The organism is Streptomyces sp. SP18CS02 (genome assembly GCF_036322365.1).
In the GTDB taxonomy this organism is placed as follows: Bacteria; Actinomycetota; Actinomycetes; order Streptomycetales; family Streptomycetaceae; genus Streptomyces.
In genome coordinates this window covers 1-271 of record NZ_JAQYXC010000089.1, presented here as the reverse complement: position 1 = coordinate 271, position 271 = coordinate 1, and the positions used below count along the sequence as shown (strand labels likewise).

Below are 271 nucleotides of genomic sequence, written 5' to 3'. Positions count from 1 at the left end.
GTTGACGTTGTCCATGGAGCCGTAGCGGTCGGCCGCGTAGTTGCAGGCGGCGACGATGTTGGCGACCGGGTCGTACTGGCTCTTCTTCGTGCCCGGGACGTGGTAGGCGTCGAAGGTCGGCTTGATGACCTGCAGCAGACCGATCGACGGGACGCCGTTGATGGCGTTGATGTCCCAGTTGTTGATCGCGTTCGGGTTACCGCTGGACTCCCGCATGATGTTGCGGTGGATGCCCTCGTAGGTGCCCGGGATGTTGTTCTTCTTCATGATG

The 271-nt window shown here is 61.3% G+C and carries 1 protein-coding gene; it reads right to left on the bottom strand.

The genetic code is table 11. From position 1 onward, the window contains the following. The coding region (locus tag PUR26_RS00550; RefSeq protein ID WP_329868129.1) for a transglycosylase SLT domain-containing protein at window positions 1-271 on the bottom strand (271 nt) is incomplete at both ends.